The 16,539-nt window shown below is 64.2% G+C and carries 12 protein-coding genes; 3 read left to right on the forward strand and 9 right to left on the reverse strand.

Going from position 1 to position 16,539, the window contains the following annotated elements; all coding sequences use genetic code 11:
- Positions 1–67: 67 nt before the first annotated feature.
- Complete coding sequence (locus BPHYT_RS16155; protein ID WP_041758556.1) at positions 68–1,549, reverse strand: xylulokinase; 1,482 nt, start codon at positions 1,547–1,549, stop codon at positions 68–70.
- Positions 1,550–1,975: 426 nt separating this feature from the next.
- On the opposite strand from BPHYT_RS16155, the gene BPHYT_RS16160 reads away from it, so the two are divergent.
- Entirely contained in the window at positions 1,976–3,385 is a 1,410-nt protein-coding gene (locus tag BPHYT_RS16160) for a nucleobase:cation symporter-2 family protein (protein ID WP_012434216.1), read from the forward strand.
- Between the two features lie 168 nt (positions 3,386–3,553).
- Here the strand turns inward: BPHYT_RS16160 and BPHYT_RS16165 are convergent, their stop codons facing one another.
- The 3 genes from BPHYT_RS16165 to BPHYT_RS16175 are packed head-to-tail and all read right to left on the reverse strand — an operon-like array spanning position 3,554 to position 9,605.
- Positions 3,554–5,131 (reverse strand): efflux transporter outer membrane subunit, encoded by a 1,578-nt coding sequence (locus BPHYT_RS16165; protein ID WP_012434217.1) that lies wholly within the window; start codon positions 5,129–5,131, stop codon positions 3,554–3,556.
- A gap of 1 nt (position 5,132) precedes the next feature.
- Positions 5,133–8,354 carry an efflux RND transporter permease subunit gene (locus BPHYT_RS16170; RefSeq protein ID WP_012434218.1) on the reverse strand — a complete coding sequence of 1,074 codons (3,222 nt, stop codon included), beginning with the start codon at positions 8,352–8,354 and terminating at the stop codon, positions 5,133–5,135.
- A gap of 18 nt (positions 8,355–8,372) precedes the next feature.
- Entirely contained in the window at positions 8,373–9,605 is a 1,233-nt protein-coding gene (locus BPHYT_RS16175) for an efflux RND transporter periplasmic adaptor subunit (RefSeq protein WP_012434219.1), read from the reverse strand.
- Positions 9,606–10,033: 428 nt separating this feature from the next.
- On the opposite strand from BPHYT_RS16175, the gene BPHYT_RS16180 reads away from it, so the two are divergent.
- Positions 10,034–10,693: a TetR family transcriptional regulator gene (locus BPHYT_RS16180; RefSeq protein WP_012434220.1), complete on the forward strand. Its 660-nt coding sequence runs from the start codon at positions 10,034–10,036 to the stop codon at positions 10,691–10,693.
- A gap of 175 nt (positions 10,694–10,868) precedes the next feature.
- On the opposite strand, the gene BPHYT_RS16185 is transcribed toward BPHYT_RS16180, so the two are convergent.
- Positions 10,869–11,501, reverse strand: coding sequence for a cysteine hydrolase family protein (locus tag BPHYT_RS16185; RefSeq protein ID WP_012434221.1), 633 nt, complete (start codon positions 11,499–11,501; stop codon positions 10,869–10,871).
- A gap of 165 nt (positions 11,502–11,666) precedes the next feature.
- On the opposite strand from BPHYT_RS16185, the gene BPHYT_RS16190 reads away from it, so the two are divergent.
- Complete coding sequence (locus BPHYT_RS16190; protein ID WP_012434222.1) at positions 11,667–12,680, forward strand: helix-turn-helix domain-containing protein; 1,014 nt, start codon at positions 11,667–11,669, stop codon at positions 12,678–12,680.
- Positions 12,681–12,817: 137 nt separating this feature from the next.
- Here BPHYT_RS16190 and BPHYT_RS16195 read toward each other — a convergent pair whose 3' ends face one another.
- The 4 genes from BPHYT_RS16195 to BPHYT_RS16210 form a co-directional block, all read right to left on the reverse strand.
- Positions 12,818–13,579: a CoxG family protein gene (locus BPHYT_RS16195; protein WP_012434223.1), complete on the reverse strand. Its 762-nt coding sequence runs from the start codon at positions 13,577–13,579 to the stop codon at positions 12,818–12,820.
- 33 nt (positions 13,580–13,612) lie between these two features.
- Positions 13,613–14,005: a DUF427 domain-containing protein gene (locus BPHYT_RS16200; protein ID WP_012434224.1), complete on the reverse strand. Its 393-nt coding sequence runs from the start codon at positions 14,003–14,005 to the stop codon at positions 13,613–13,615.
- 150 nt (positions 14,006–14,155) lie between these two features.
- The gene (locus BPHYT_RS16205) at positions 14,156–14,653 is read right to left on the reverse strand and encodes a carboxypeptidase-like regulatory domain-containing protein (protein WP_012434225.1); all 498 of its coding nucleotides are present in this window, start codon (positions 14,651–14,653) and stop codon (positions 14,156–14,158) included.
- Positions 14,654–14,955: 302 nt separating this feature from the next.
- On the reverse strand, positions 14,956–16,470 hold the full coding sequence (locus BPHYT_RS16210; RefSeq protein ID WP_012434226.1) for a DegQ family serine endoprotease: 1,515 nt from the start codon (positions 16,468–16,470) through the stop codon (positions 14,956–14,958).
- Between the last annotated feature and the right edge of the window lie 69 nt (positions 16,471–16,539).

The following is a 16,539-nucleotide window of genomic DNA, read 5'->3' on the forward strand; positions in this document are numbered from 1 at the left end:
CGAGTGAAAAACGTAATGGTATTGCAAAGTGCGTCACGGCATTGTCTGAACCTGACATGACATTCGCTCATTGCGACGGCGTGTCGGTGAACCATGTTTCGATTCGTCCGTAGAGATCGAGAAAGCGCTCATAGCGCTCGGCAAGCGCCGCGTCGCCTTGCGGACCCGCAACACGCGTCGCGCCCGGCGCGAGCGCGGCGAGATCGCGCGCGTGCCAATGCCCGCTTGCCAGGCCGCCGAGAATCGCCGCGCCACGCGGCGCCGCATTCGGACAATCGACTGCGTGCAACTCGACATTCAGCGCATCGGCGAGCAACTGGCGCCAGCGGGCGTCGACGGAACCTCCGCCCGCCAGCTTCAACGCCGTCACCGTCGCGCCGCTCGCGCGAATCGCGTCGAGCCCGGCACGCAGCGAGAACGCGACGCCTTCGAACGCGGCGCGCATCATCGTGCCGCGCGTGTGATCGAGCGCGAGGCCGAGCCAGCCGCCGCGCGCCATCGGATTGAGCCAGGGCGTCCGTTCGCCTGTGAGGTACGGCAGGAACGTGAGGCCGGATGCGGCCGCTGTGTTCGCACTGAATGTGGCGGTCGCGTTCGTCGCGTTGGTCGCGTTCGTCGCGTCACCGAACGCGTCCCGATACGCATCGGCCCATTCATATGACAGCCACCCGCGCGCACGTTCGAGCGCGATGCCGACGTTCTGCATCGCCGCCATCCGATACCAGTGATCGCTCGCCGCACGATAACGATGCAAGCCCTTGACCGCCGCCGGCGCGTGCTCGGCCAGCACGACGATTTGTCCGCCGGTGCCGGTGGTCAGCAACGCGTCGCCGTCGTGCGCGAGCCCGCTGCCAAGCGCCGCGCAAGGCGTATCGGCCGCGCCGGTGGCGAGCACGATGCCGGCGCGCAAACCCAGCGCCCGCGCCGCGCTCTCCGACAACACACCACCCGCCGCATAGGACGGCGCCAGCGGTGCGAACCATTCGTGCGGAATCTCGAGCCGATCGAGCAGCGCCGCGTCCCACACGCCGGCGGGATCGGCGAGCGCGGTCGCGCAGGCGTCGGAGGGATCGGTCGCCACCGCGCCGCCCAGTGCGACGCGCAGCCAGTCTTTCGGTTGCAGCGCCCAGCGCGTGCGGCTCGCGGACTGTGGTTCGTGCAACACGATCCAGCGCAGCAGCGGACCGGCCATGCCCGGCGCAACCGGATTCGGCTGCGGCTCGGGCCACGCTTCGAGCAAGGCCAGCGCGCGCGTGTCGGGCCACAGCATGGCGGGCCGCACGGCCTCGCCCGCTGCGTCGATCAACACGACGCCATGCATCTGCCCGGAAAAACCGATTGCCCGCACGTCGCGGCGCAAGCCGTCGGGCAAACGCGCGGCGGCTTCGCATAGCGCGCGCCACCACGTTTGCACCGATGTCTCTGCCCAACCCGCCTGCGGCGTTTCGATGGGGTACGCGACGCTCGCCACCGCCTGCTCGCGACCGTTTTCGTCGACGATTGCTACTTTGAGGGAACCGGTGCCGAGGTCGATGCCGAGAAAACTCATGGGGCGATAAAACTTCAAATTGAGGATGAATACGAGCACGCAAACGCTGCCCGAAAAGCGTATTTTTCAGCACCGGCGCGGCGTTTGAGAAGCATGCCCGAACGCACGCCGAAATCGCGAATCGCGGGTTAACCCGCCTGCGCCGCGAGTCACATCAAAACAGGACTATGCAGTGAGCGAGATACACCTCATTGATTCTCACACATATCGCGTCAATCTGGACTCGCGCGACGCACCGCCTCGCATCGCCACTGCAAGGGGCTGACCGCCGATGGACCAGGTGCGCGCATTTCTTTTGGCTTTCAAAAGGCCCCTACGCATATCGTCACCGGGAATGCCGGAATAGGCCCCAGTGGTCTTGTTGTGCTTTTTAGTCCCCGATACCTTGGAGCCATCCCAAAAACTCAGATGGTGGAGACAGACAATATGCAATCGAACACGGTTCACCCGTGCGACGAACGACTGCCCGCAGGCCAGTTGCTCACGCTCGGCATTCAGCATGTTCTGGTCATGTATGCCGGTGCCGTCGCGGTGCCGCTGATCATCGGCGCGGCGCTCAAGTTGCCGAAAGACCAGATCGCGTTCCTGATCAGCGCCGATCTGTTTTCCTGCGGCATCGCCACGCTGATCCAGACGCTCGGACTGTGGATTTTCGGCATCCGTCTGCCGGTCATCATGGGCTGCACGTTCGCGGCCGTCGGTCCGATGGTCGCGATCGGCACCAATCCCTCGCTCGGCATTCTCGATATTTTCGGCTCGACGATCGCGGCCGGTGTGGTCGGCATTCTGCTCGCGCCCGCGGTCGGCAAGTTGCTGCGGTTCTTCCCGCCAGTCGTGATCGGCGTGGTGATTTCGGTGATCGGCTTGTCGCTGATGGAAGTTGGCATCAACTGGGCGGCAGGCGGCGTGGGCAATCCCGATTACGGCAATCCGATCTACCTCGGCCTCTCGCTGACCGTGCTGATGCTGATTCTGTTGATCAACAAGTTCGCCAAGGGCTTCCTTGCCAATATCTCGGTGCTGCTCGGCATTGTCGCCGGCTTCGTGATCGCGCTGGCGATCGGCCGCGTCAACATGGAAGGCGTCACGCACGCACCGTGGGTCGGCTTCGTCATGCCGTTCCACTTCGGCCTGCCGCATTTCGATCCGCTCTCGATCGCGACGATGGTCACGGTGATGTTCGTCACCTTCATCGAATCGACCGGCATGTTCCTCGCGGTCGGCGACATGGTGGATCGTCCGGTCGATCAGAAGACGCTGGTGCGCGGCTTGCGCGTCGACGGCCTGGGCACGTTGATCGGCGGTATCTTCAACTCGTTCCCGCATACCTCGTTCTCGCAGAACGTCGGCCTGATCGGCGTGACCGGCGTGAAAAGCCGCTTTGTCTGCGCGATGGGCGGCGTGATCCTGGTGCTGCTGGGCCTGTTCCCGAAGATGGCGCAAGTGGTCGCGTCGGTGCCGGCTTTCGTGCTCGGCGGCGCGGGCATCGTGATGTTCGGCATGGTCGCGGCAAACGGCATCAAGGTGCTGTCGAAGGTCGACTTCGTGAGGAATCACCACAACCTGTTCATCGTCGCGGTCAGTATCGGCCTGGGTCTCGTGCCGGTGGTGTCGCCGCACTTCTTCTCGAAGCTGCCGCCGGCGCTTTCGCCGCTGTTGCATAGCGGGATTCTGCTGGCGTCGGTGTCGGCTGTGGTGCTGAACCTGATCTTCAACGGCGTAAAGAGCGAGAAAAAGGCACAGTGCGAAATTCGCAGCGCCGGACATGATTTCGACGGACGCGGCGGCAACGAGCCGCGCGGCGACGATATGCTGCGCGCAGTGGACGTGCACTGAGCGATACGCAACGCTTAGGGCGCTTGCGCGAACGAGAGATCGCGCGAGCGCTGCGGATAAAAAAACGCCACGGCGCAAATGCCGTGGCGTTTTTTTTGACTGGCTGTGTAGGACGGCTTTGCTGAAACTGGAAACCCGCCCTACGCAGTCGACGCTACATCTCGAGTCTCAACCCGCCGTGGCCGCCGAAGCCGCCACCGGCGCGCTTGCCGCACCGTAATCGACCGGTGCATCGGCCGGACGCGGCTGATCGCCGTTGTGTTCAATCCAGCCGCCGCCGAGTACCTGATACAACGTCACTAGGTTCTGCAGACGCTCCATGCGGGCCGTGACCAGCAACTGCTGCGACGAATACAGATCGGTCTGCGCGGTCAGCACGGTCAGATAGCTGTCGACACCATTCGTATAACGCAGGTTCGACAGATCCAGCCGGCGCTGTTCGGCAAAAGTATTGCGCTCCAGCGCCTGGATCTGCTGATCGTACGTGCCACGCGCTGCCAGCGCGTCCGCCACATCGCGGAAGGCCGACTGGATCGCTTTTTCATACGTGGCGATCTGGACTTTCTTCTGGATGTTGGCGAGATCGAGGTTGGCGAGATTCTGCCCGCCCTCGAAGATCGGCAGCGTGATCGACGGCGCGAAGCTCCACGCCGCCGAACCCGGCTTGAACAAACCGCCGAGCGACGGGCTGAGCGTGCCGAAGCTGCCGGTCAGCGAGACCTTCGGGAAGAACGCCGCGCGCGCCGCGCCAATGTTCGCGTTGGCGGCCAGCAGATTCTCTTCGGCCTCCATGATGTCCGGACGGCGCGTCAGCAGGTCGGACGGCAGACCCGCCGGAATATCCGTGAGCAGATTCTGGTTGTCCAGCGTCATGCCCGGCGGCAGATCGTCCGGCAGCGGCTCGCCGATCAGCAGCACGAGCGCGTTATCCGCTTGCGCCCGCAGACGCATCTGCTGCTGCAGGTTGGCCTGAGCCTGCTCGACCACGGTTTGCGACTGACGCAGATCCAGCTCCGAACCGGTGCCGTTGTCGAACTGCAACTTGGCGATCCGATACGATTCCTGCGAGGTCTTCAGCGTGTTCTGCGTGACTTTCAACAGATCGTCGAGCTCGAGCACGGTCATGTACTGGGTCGCGACCTGCGAGACCAGCGAGATTTCCGCCGCCTTGCGCGCCTGAGCCGTAGCCAGGTACTGCGCCAACGCCTGATCCTTCAAGCTCTGAATCCGCCCGAAGAAGTCGATTTCCCAGGACGCGTTCAGACCGACCGAATACGTGTTGGTAATCGTCTGCCCCGCGAATGACAGATTCTTTGGCGTACGTTGCTTGCTTTGCGAAGCCGCGGCGTCGAGCGTCGGCAGCAGACCGGCGCGAACGATCCGATACTGCGCCGCCGACGCCTGCATGTTCAGCACCGACACGCGCAGATCGCGGTTGTTCTTCAGCGCGATCTCGATCAACCGCTGCATGCGCGGATCGACGAAGAAATCGCGCCAGCCGATATCCACCGCGGCCTGGCCGTTCGCGCTGCGCGCCGCGTTCGTCGCGCCGGGCTGCTGCTTGCCCGTCTGGGTCGCGTCGGTCTGGCCCGCGCCCGGCTGGGTCGCGCCCGGTTGCGTGTCGTACACGCCGCCGGTCGGGAAGGTGCTCGTCGTGGGTGGCGCCGGGCGCTCGTACTTCGGCGCCATCGTGCAACCCGCGGCGAACAGCGCGACCGCCACTGCAATCAGAGAGTGTTTTTGCATCTCAATGTCCGTCCTTGCCCGAGCCTTCATCAGCCGACCCGCCCGCCGAACCGCCGCCCTGGCCGTCATGCGGATGGTGCTGGTTGTAGTGTGCGAGCGCCTCATCCGGGTCTTCCTTTTCACCGCCGAATTTCGCGCGGATCACGACGAAGAACATCGGGATCATGAAAATGGCGAGGAAGGTCGCCGTCAACATCCCGCCGATCACGCCGGTACCGATCGCGTGCTGGCTGGCCGAACCCGCGCCGTTACTGATCGCGAGCGGCATCACGCCGAGAATGAACGCGAGCGAGGTCATCAGAATCGGACGCAACCGCAGACGCGCTGCTTCCAGCGCGGCCTCGATCGGCCCCATGCCTTCACCCTGCTGCAGCTCGCGGGCGAATTCCACGATCAGAATCGCGTTCTTCGCCGACAGACCCACGGTGGTCAACAGACCCACCTGGAAGAACACGTCGTTCTCGAGTCCGCGCAGCGTAGCGGCCAGCAGTGCGCCGATCACGCCGAGCGGCACCACCATGATCACCGAGAACGGGATCGACCAGCTTTCATACAGCGCCGCGAGACACAGGAACACGACGAGGATCGAGATGCCGTACAGAATCGGCGCCTGCGAACCGGACTGGCGTTCCTGCAGCGACAGACCCGTCCACTCGTAGCCCACGCCGGCCGGCAGCTTCGCCACGAGCGCTTCCATAGCCGTCATGGCTTGACCGGTCGACTTGCCCGGTGCCGCCGCGCCCTGGATTTCCACCGCGGAAATACCGTTGTAGCGCTCCAGCTTCGGCGAACCGTAGGTCCACGTGCCGCTGGCGAACGACGAGAACGGCACCATGCCACCCGCGCTATTGCGCACGTACCACGCGTTCAGGTCTTCCGGCGTCATGCGGAACGGAGCATCGCCTTGCAGATACACCTTCTTGATCCGGCCGTCGGTATCGAGGAAGTTGTTCACGTACTGCGACGCCCACGCGATCGAGAACGTCTGGTCGATCGCGGACAGCGACACGCCGAGGGCCGAAGCCTTCTCGTGATCGATATCCACCTTGAACTGCGGCGTGTCGTTCAGGCCGTTCGGACGCACCTGAGCCAGCGTCGGATCTTTCGCCGCCATGCCCAGCAACATGTTGCGTGCTTCCATCAGCTTTTCGTGACCGACGCCCGCGCGATCCTGCAATTCGAAGTCGAAGCCCGCGGCCGTGCCGAGTTCAGGAATCGACGGCGGATTCACCGGATACACCAGCGCGTTCTTGTAGCTGCCGAAGTGCATGAAGAGACGACCCACCAGCGCCTGCACCTTCTGATCCGAGTGCTGACGTTGCGCGTAATCCTTCATCCGCACGAACACGAGACCCGCATTCTGGCCACGGCCGGCGAAGCTGAAGCCGTTCACGGTAAAGGTCGATTCGACAATGCTCTTCTCGGTGTTGAGCAGATAGTCGGACACGTCCTTCAACGCGCGCGCCGTGGTTTCCTGCGTCGAGCCCGACGGCGTTTGCACCAGCACGAACATCGTGCCCTGGTCTTCGTCAGGCAGGAACGACTTGGGCAACTTCACGAACAGCAGACCGACCGCGAAAATCACCACCATATAGATGATTAGCCAACGGCCCGAGCGCTTGATCACGTGGTGCACACCCGAGTGATACTTGTCGCGGCTCTTGTTGAAGGTGCGGTTGAACCAGCCGAAGAAACCGGTGGTTTTTTCCTGATGCCCCTGCTCGATCGGCTTGAGAATCGTCGCGCACAATGCCGGCGTCAGAATCAACGCGACCAGCACCGACAGCACCATGGCCGCCACGATCGTCAGCGAGAACTGCCGGTAAATTGCGCCGACCGAACCGCCCGAGAACGCCACCGGCACGAACACCGCCGACAGCACGAGCGCCACGCCGACCAGCGCGCCGGTAATCTGATCCATCGCCTTGCGGGTGGCATCTCGAGGCGACAAGCCCTCCTCCTGCATCACCCGCTCGACGTTTTCCACCACCACGATCGCATCGTCCACCAGCAAGCCGATCGCCAGCACGAGCCCGAACATGGACAGCGTGTTGATCGAGAAGCCCACCAGACCCATGATCGCGAACGTGCCCAGCAGCACCACCGGCACGGCGATCGTCGGGATCAGCGTGGCGCGCAGGTTCTGCAGGAACAGGTACATGACCAGGAACACCAGCACGATACCTTCGAGCAGCGTCTTGACCACTTCTTCGATCGACAGGCGCACGAACGGCGTGGTGTCGTACGGGTACTGCACCACCAGACCGTGCGGGAAGTACTTCGACAGTTCGGCGACCTTCGCGCGCACCGCCTTCGCGGTAGCCAGCGCATTCGCGCCGGTAGCGAGCTGGATACCGAAGCCTGCCGTCGGCTGGCCGTTGTACTTGGTGTCGAAGTTGTAGTTTTCGCCGCCCAGCTCGATGCGTGCCACGTCCTTGATGCGAACCCGCGAACCGTCCTGGTTCACCTTCAGCAGCACGTTGCCGAACTGTTCAGGCGTATTCAGCAGCGTGGCTTCCGTGATGGTGGCCTGCAGCACCTGGCCCGGCACGGAAGGCGTGCCGCCGAGCGAACCGCCCGCGACCTGCACGTTCTGCGCTTGCAACGCGGTTTCGACGTCCACCGGCGTGAGGCCGAAGTTGGTCAGCTTGTTCGCGTCCAGCCAGATCCGCATGGCGTACTGCGAACCGAACAGCGTCACCGTGCCCACGCCGTCGATACGGCTGACCGGATCCTGAATGTTCGACGCGACGTAGTTCGCCAGGTCGTACTTGTTCATGCTGCCGTCTTCGGACACGAACGCCATGACCAGCAAGAAGCTGCTGCTCGACTTCGTGACCTTGGTGCCCAACTGCTGCACGGCTTGCGGCAGGAGCGGCGTGGCGAGCTGCAGCTTGTTCTGCACCTGCACCTGCGCGATGTCAGGATTGGTGCCGGCCGCGAACGTCAACGTGATGGTTGCCGTACCGGAGTCGTCCGAGGTGGACGACAGATACAGCAAGTGGTCGAGACCACTCATCTGCTGCTCGATCACCTGCGTGACGGTGTTTTCCACCGTCTTCGCCGATGCGCCCGGGTACGTCGCGCTGATCTGCACGGCCGGCGGCGCGATGGTCGGGTACTGCGCGATCGGCAATGTGAAGACCGACGCGATACCCGCGAGCATCAGAATAATGGCGATCACCCATGCAAAAATCGGGCGATCAATGAAGAACTTTGCCATGAGGCGGGCTCCCTGTTATTACGCGCCCGATGCAGCGGAGGCAGGTTGTGCCGTCTGCGCAGCACCGCTGGCGGCCGGCGCGCTCTGAGCAGCAGCGCCGGAAGCGGGTGTGGCGGGAAGTTGCGCGGCAACGGTCTTGACCTGCATGCCGGGCTTCGCCTTGTCGGTGCCCTGCACGATCACGCGGTCGCCCGGCTTCAGGCCGCTTTCGACCACCCAGTTCGAACCGTACGTGCCCGACGTGACCAGCTGACGCAACGCCACCTTATTGTCGTCACCGACGACCAGCGCGGTCGGCTGACCCTTCTGGTCATGCGTGATGCCGACTTGCGGTACGACGAGCGCATTCTCGTTGACGCCTTCTTCGATGCGCGCGCGCACGAACATGCCCGGCAGCAGCACCTTGTCCGCGTTCTTGAAGATCGCGCGCACGGTAACCGAACCCGTGCCCTGGTCGACCGTCACGTCGGTGAACTGCAGCTTGCCCTTCTCCGAATAGGTGCGGCCGTCTTCCAGAATCAGCGACACCTTGGCGGCGTCCGGACCCGTGGTCTTCAGGCGCCCTTCCTGCATGTCGCGGCGCAGCTTCAGCCCGTCGAGGCTAGATTGCGTCAGGTCCACATAGACCGGATCCAGCGTCTGCACGGTCGCCATCAACGTCGCGGCGCTCGCCTGTACGTAGGCGCCCGGCGTGACCTGCGAGATGCCGACCTGGCCGCTCACCGGCGAAACCACATCCGTGTAGCCGAGGTTGATCTGCGCCGTGTCGACCGCCGCCTTGCCCGCGGCGACGTCAGCCGCGGCCTGGCCTTCCGAAGCCACCGCGTTGTCGTAGTCCTGCTTGCTGACCGCGTTGGCGGCGACCAGCACCTTGTAGCGATTGGCCTGCGCCGTGGTCGACACGAGGTTGGCCTGCGCCTTCGCCAGCGTCGCCTTGGCGTTGTTCAGCGTGGCGATGTACGGCGCCGGATCGATCTTGTACAGACGTTGACCCGCTTTGACCTGGCTGCCTTCCGTAAACTCGCGGCGCAACACGATGCCGTCGACCCGCGCGCGCACTTGCGCGACGAGGAAGGCACTGGTGCGGCCGGGCAATTCGGTGACGACGGGCACGGCCGTCGGCTGAACGGTGACGACGCCGACTTCCGGCGTCTGTTGCGGCGGGGCAGATTGTTTTGGTCCGCACGCTGCCAGCAATACGGCAGCCGTCGCGGCACTGATTAAGCGGAATGGAACCCGTTCGACGCGCATGGAGCGACCTCTGTCAAAGACTGAGAATGAAAAAGTGCGCGCATCCCTACCCCGGGGACGACAGCGCACACATGCGTCTTGCGACGCCTGACCGGACACCCGCGGACGCACACCGAACCTGCAGGGCATCCTGAGCGAAATGCGCCATACCGGGGAAATGCCGCACGGCGCCGCCCGTCCGGGCACGGCGCGAAGAGCGTTTTGAAAGGCAACAGTGACGGATATTAACGTTTCGTCACGGCTTGGGCTATCCGATCGTGGGATGCTATTATATATACATTCACGAATGCATGTAAAAGTGCGTTTATCTCTTGCTGGCGGGGGGCTTGCAAGATCGCTTCGTAATTCGCTCAACGGTAGACGGATTGTCATCGAGCGTACTTAAAAACGCTCGGGAAAACCCCACAATCAGGGCAGGTCATTCCAACATGGTCAGAAGAACCAAAGAAGAGGCGCAGGAGACGCGCAACAGTATCCTCGACGCGGCTGAACGGGTCTTCTTCGAGAAAGGCGTATCGCGCACGTCGCTTGCCGATATCGCGCAGGCCGCCGGTGTCACACGCGGTGCCATTTACTGGCACTTCGCGCATAAAAGCGATCTGTTCACTGAAATGTTCGACCGCGTGCTTCTGCCGCTGGACGAACTCAAAGCCGCCTCGCAAGATCCCAACGAGCCCGATCCGCTCGGACGTCTGATGGAAATCTGCACGGTCTGTCTGCGCGACACCGCAAACGATCCGCAGCGCCGGCGCGTGTTCGACATCCTGTTTCTGAAATGCGAGCTGGTCGAGGAAATGGGCCCGGTGATGGTCCGCTATCAAACCAACATGCGCGAAGGGCTCCAGAAAATCGAAGGCGGTCTGCGCAATGCCATCTCCAAAGGCCAACTGCCCGCGGATCTGAACACGAAGCTGGCCGCGGCGATGGTGCATGCGTTTGTCAGCGGTTCGCTGCGCGACATGCTGTTTTTGCCCGACGCCACGGATTTCGGCGCCCATGCCGTGCAGATGGTCGAAGGCATGTTCGACGCGCTGAAGCTGAGCCCGGCATTGCGCAATGGACATGCGCAGCGGAGCGGCGGCGGTTAGCCGATCGCCTGACGAACGCGATCGACGCAAAAATGGCGGACGGGTGAGTGACCCGCCGCCCTGGTTTCAAGCGCGGCATGCGTGATGCCGCATTCTTTACTTTGTACTTCCCGCCGAGCCGTAGCGCCGCATCCTTATATAGCAGCGCTCGACGCCGCCGCCGTCCGTACTTTCTTTACGCCGCGGCCCGCGTGGCCCTTGCCTTCTGATTCGACGCATAGATATTGCCGCGCTCCAACGGCGCCCCACTCTGCACGGCGGCGAGCCACTCGTCCGTGCTCGCCACCGCCGCGAAACGCGACTGCAGCACCACGCTGAACACCCGGTGGATGTCCTGCGCGCTGGCGAAACCCGCGCTGTTCTCATACGGCACCGAACCCGTCGCGTCGTGCAGGAATTCGACGGCCAGCCCCGAGTGAACCGCGTGGTTGATGGTCGACGCGTCGCAGTTGTGTGTCATGTAGCCGGTCACCGTCAGCGTGTCGATTTGACGCGCGGCGAGCCAGTCGGCGAGATCGGTGCCGGTGAAAGCGCTGGGCAGCGACTTTTCCACGTAATGATCGCGAGGCCGCTCGCCCACCACGGGATGCAGCTCCGCCCCGCTGCTGCCACGCGCGAACAACGGCGAGCTGGCCGGCGCGAAGTTCTGCACGACCACTACCGGCACCCCGGCGGCCCGCGCCGCATCCATCGCGTGGCCGATGTTGGCGAGCGAGCTATGTACGTCCGGGTATTCGATCGGCAGATCGCCGCTCACGTATTCGTTCTGCACGTCGATGACGATCAGCGCACGGCGCGGTGTGGTCATGGCAAGACTCCTCGGTCAGGTAAGGGGCCGCGCGGCCGGCTCCGGTTTGGACCCGGCACGAGCAGCGGCGATGAATGCATTGTTCCCTCGCGGCTAGCTTCCCGACAGCGACCCGAATGACAAGATTCGCTAGAATCGGGCCATCGTCGGAATTCGGGGTGACTGATGGCCGCATCCGCTTCTGCTTCTGCTTCCGCTTCCTCTGCCGCAACACGCGGCGAACCGCTGCGCCACATCGTCGCGGTAGTCGCGTTCGACAACATCAGCCCGTTCCATCTTTCGGTGCCGTGCGTGGTATTCGGCGAAGACCGCAGCAGCGGCGGCGTGCCGGAGTTCGACTTCCGCGTCTGCGCGGCCGAAACGGGCGCGCTGACCACCACCGCCGGCTTTTCGATCGCCGTCACGCACGGACTCGAAGCGCTCGCCGATGCCGACACGATCATCGTGCCGAGCTGGCGCAACCCGGCCGAAACGCCGCCCGCCGCGCTGCTCGACGCGCTGCGCGCCGCCCACGCGCGCGGCGCGCAACTGGTCGGGCTTTGTCTGGGCGCGTTCGTGCTGGCGGCCGCCGGCATCCTCGACGACCGTCCGGCGTCGACGCACTGGGCGTGGGCCGACGACTTCGCCCGCCGCTACCCACGTGTGCGCCTCGATCCGAACGTGCTCTATGTCGACGACGGCAACGTGCTGACATCGGCCGGCACCGCCGCCGGCCTCGACTGCTGCCTGCATGTGATGCGCAAGCTGTGCGGCGCGGAAGTGGCAAATCACGTCGCGCGCCGGCTGGTGGTGCCGCCGCATCGGCAAGGCGGGCAGGCGCAATACGTTCAGCAACCGATGCCGCCGAATGTGCGCGGCGACCGGCTGTCGGGTCTGCTCGATTGGGTGAGCGGCAATCTGACGTTGCCGCATACGCTCGACACGCTGGCCGGGCGCGCGCTGATGAGCCGCCGCACATTCACGCGACGCTTCCGGCTCGCCACGGGCACCACCGTCGGTGCATGGCTGCTGGCGCAGCGGCTCGCTCGCGCGCAGCAATTGCTGGAGAGCACCGACGAGTCGGTGGAAGCGATCGCGGGCATCGCGGGCTTCGGCTCGACCGCTTCGTTACGACAACATTTCGCGGAGGCGTTTCGCACGTCGCCGTCGGCATGGCGAAGGGAGTTTCGCGGCGTGTGAGGGTGGGTGTGAAGGCGCGCGTGCCTGTACTCAGCCAACGACGTTCCGTAGCAAGTCACCAGGATTTCGTAGTCGCATCGGCGCGACAGCGGCGCTAACCGCCGCTCGCGCCACAACAACGATAGACACCATCAGACTCAATGCTCGCTGATCCAGCGCGCGACATACAACAGCAGCGCGACCAGAAAGATCATCGCGGCCCAGGCCCAGTTCGGGACCGCATGCGGACTCGGCTCGTGATGCGGGACCCCGTGCGATACACCGTGCGCGGCTCCGTGCGACGCGCTGGCCGCGCGCCCCGGCAGCGCATTGCCGTGATCCGCGCGCACGCGCCGCGCCATATTGCCGAGCGTGATCGGCCGCAGGAACACATGCTGGCGGCGCACCGCCGAACCCCGCGCGCGATTCGGACCTTGCCCATGCTTGGCGCGCACGACAGCCTCGAACTCGGTGAAAAAGTCGTCGGCCAATTGATGCAGCGCGTTTTCGAGTTGCCGCGTCGGCAGTTCGGCGAGCGGGCCGGACGAGGTCGCCCAGATGGTGTAATCGATCCGCGTGCCGCGCTCTCTCTCGGCACCGTGCGCGCTTTCGTCCGCGCGCAAGCGGATTTCGATCTGTCCGCGCAAGGCGCCGATGCCTTCGGCGCGGGCTTTGAAGTTGATGGTGCGGCGCTGCGCGTCCGCCGGACCCGAATCCTGGCCGGCCACGTGCGCGCGCGCTTGATAGCGCGCGCGTAGCGGACCAAGCGGCACGGTCATGATCAGTTCGTATTCGCCGTGCGCGAGGCGCGTGAACGACTCACAGTTGTCGAGACTGGCGCGCAGCAGCGCAAGATCTTGCAACGCCTCCCAGACATCCGATGCGCCAAGCGGAATCCGTAACGCGTCGTTCAGTTCCATGGCAGCCTCCCCGATGAACGCGCGACAGCGGGATCAGGACGTCTGATCGATGCGGTCGACGCGCGAAGCGTAAAACGCGAGATACCCTTTGATCTGCATCGCCGACTCGAGCGGCGTTTCGTAACTCCACACGGCGTTCTCGATCAGGCCGTCTTCCGTGCGCAGATGGAAGTACGACGCGTCGCCCTTGAACGGACAGTGCGTGGTGTGCGACGAGCGCTCGAGCCTGGCCATGTTCACGTCCGAACGCGGGAAATAGAACACGTCCGGCAGACCGGTTTCCGACAGTGTCAGCCCCGCCTGCGTATCGGCCATGGTCACGCCGCCGTGGATCATCCGCACCCGGTGAGTGTTGCCGGTGATCGCGATGGTGTGCCCGCCCGTGCTCGCGCCTGAGCTCCCGTGAGGTGTCAAGGCATCGCTCATGTCTCGGCTCCGTGATGGTGTGCGGTCATGCAAACAGAAAAGCCACGGGGGTACCCGTGGCTTCATTATCGGCCAAAGTCCGGCCGATTGCGCAACCTTCCTGTGCGGAGTGCGGCGTTGGCCGCACCACCGCCCAGAACGGCGCCCGGCTTACTGCGTGTTCCAGTAGAAGGCGGCCCTCGCGGTGCCCTTGGCCGGAACCGTCACCGGTTTGGACTGGTCGCGGTCCTTGTACTGCGCATGCACCGTGTAGCGGCCCGGGCGCAGTTTCACCAGCATATACGGCCCGCGCGACGTGGTGCTCAGCACCTCGCCGTTATGCGCATCGACCACGCGCACATGAACGTCGGCGAGAAAGTCGGAACCCGGGCCCGTGAAGCGCAGCGACAGTGGCCACTGGCTTTGCGCCTGCTGCAGCGCCTTCGATTCGTCGAGACCGACGCCGCCCGACACGAACGAGACGTCGCCTTGCTGCTGGATTTGCGGCAGGCCGCCGCCGTTGGCGTTGCCCGCGCTGGATTGATCGGTGGTCGTGCCGCCCGTCGTTTCGCTTGCCTGCTGTGCGTATGCGCCACCCGCCAGACCGAGCGTGAGCGCTACGGCAACCGCGGCGGCTACGATCCTTCGCTGATTGCGTTGGGTTTTCATCGGTTCGCTCCTTGTTGAGGTCTTATGCCTGCTTCTCCGGTCTCCCGCAATGGGCCCGGATCAAGGCAGACGCAACCTGCGTGCCAAGCCGCCGGCCGCGTCATACGGAAACCGCCATGCACCACGCCGTGTGGCGCACAGCGCTCTTCTTCGATGCAAAGGGCCAAATAAAAATTGCCGGTCCGCTGGCAGTAAATGCAACAGACCGGCAAGCATTACTTCGATTCGCGATGAGATCAGCCGCAGCGTCGGTCAAACTTCCAACCGCTCGAGCGACTGTGCCGTCCGCCGCGCGCGACTCGTCAGCCGAGATCGACCGGCACGAAGATCTGCGCGTTGTCGCGCTGGATCAGCAACGCGATGCTGTTGCCGGCACCGGCGATCATCTGCTTCAGTTGATCGACGCTCGAAATGGGCCGGCCGTTGACCGCGAGAATCACGTCGCCCGGCTGGATGCCGGCGCTTTCCGCCGCGCCGCCCGATTGCTGCACCAGCAGACCGTGCGAGACCGACGCGCCGCTCTTCTCTTCCGGCGTCAGCGGCCGCACCGCCACGCCGAGCCGGCCTTGCAGCTGGGTCGGCTGATCGGCCTTGTCCGAGGCGACCTTCGCATCCGACAGCGAGCCGATGGTCACCTTCAGGTCCTTGGTGGCCTTGTCGCGCCAGACCTGCACGGTCGCCGAAGTACCCGGCGCCAGGCCCGCGACCTGCGCTGGCAGATCGGCCGAGTCGCCAACCGGTTCGCCGTTCACCGACAGGATCACGTCGCCGGGCTGCAAACCGCCCTTGGCCGCCGGGCCGCCCGGATCGACCGAGCTGACCAGCGCGCCTTGCGGCTTCTGCATGCCGAACGAATTGGCGAGCGTCTGGTTCATGCCCTGCACCGCCACGCCGAGACGGCCGCGGCTCACGTGGCCGGTCTTGACGATGTCGTCCTTGACCTTGATCGCCTCATTGATCGGGATGGCGAACGAAAGGCCCTGGAAGCCGCCCGTCTGCGAATAGATCATCGAGTTGATACCGATCACTTCGCCTTGCAGATTGAAGAGCGGGCCACCGGAATTGCCCGGATTCACCGGCACGTCGGTCTGAATGAACGGGGTGTAGTTCTCGTTAGGCAGCGAGCGCGATTTCGCGCTGATGATGCCCGAGGTCACCGTGTTATCGAAACCGTAAGGCGAGCCGATCGCGACGACCCACTGGCCGACCTTGCTCTGGCGCGGATCGCCGATCTTCACGGTCGGCAGGTTGCTCGCGTCGATCTTGAGCACGGCGACGTCGGACTGCTTGTCGGCGCCGACCACCTTCGCCTTGAATTCGCGCTTGTCGGTCAGCTTCACAGTGACGACGTTCGCGCCGTCCACCACGTGCGCGTTGGTCAGGATGTAGCCGTCACTGCTGACGATAAATCCCGAACCCAGGCTCGCGCTCGGCTGATCGGGCGCATCGCCGCCGTCGCCGCCTTGCATGCCCGGCATACCGCCGAAAAAGTGCTTGTAGAACTGGTAGAACGGATCGCTCGGATCGATCGGCAACTGATTGCCGCCGTTGCCATTACCGGGATTGCCGCGCAGCGCCGTCTGCTTGACGACGTGCTTCGCGCTGATGTTCACCACGGCTGGGCCGTAGGTTTCGACGAGGCCCGAGAAGTCGGGAATGCCGGTTTTGGCGGCAGCTTCAGCGGGCATCATCGCGGCTTGCGCCGGCGAGATGACCTGCGGCGCGGGCACGTCGCGATGCCCCGCTACATAGCCGGCGGAAAGCGCTACGGCGACAGCGATTGCAACAGCGCTGCGGGACAAGGTTTTCGCGTTCATCGTGGACTCCTGACTGGGAGAAAGAGACTTTGGATGTCTCGAAGCGTACGGGGCATCGCTTAAAAGAGT

The organism is Paraburkholderia phytofirmans PsJN, from assembly GCF_000020125.1.
Taxonomy (GTDB): Bacteria; Pseudomonadota; Gammaproteobacteria; order Burkholderiales; family Burkholderiaceae; genus Paraburkholderia; species Paraburkholderia phytofirmans.